Genomic DNA, 276 nt, shown 5'->3' with positions numbered 1-276 from the left:
CCCGGATTTTCAGCCAGAGCGACACCTCGTACTTCACCCTTGGAACCCTCTCTGTGGACAATCAGACATCCTATCGGATGGATGAGCTGTTTTTGCCGCTCTCTGCATTGAAGGCGGCCAGAAGGGCTTGGTATGAGAGCCTGGACAGGAACCTTGCCAGGTTCTTCACCTCCACTTCGGAAAGCAAGATTGTACCCGACAAGCAGGAGACGGAGACCCTTCCACCCCGCTCTCTCCTGCAAACCCTCGATCCCCTCCCCTTTCTTGACCTGAAAC

Annotated in this window: 1 pseudogene; it reads left to right on the top strand. The window is 55.4% G+C overall.

The features are described 5' to 3' along the window. Positions 1–276 (top strand): annotated as a pseudogene (locus B3F49_RS05145) (U32 family peptidase); the annotation flags it as partial.

Source organism: Sphaerochaeta sp. UBA5836, assembly GCF_002432845.1.
Taxonomy (GTDB): domain Bacteria; phylum Spirochaetota; class Spirochaetia; order Sphaerochaetales; family Sphaerochaetaceae; genus Sphaerochaeta.
The sequence above is the reverse complement of the archived record's forward strand: the minus strand, read 5'-3'. Positions and strand labels throughout refer to the sequence as shown.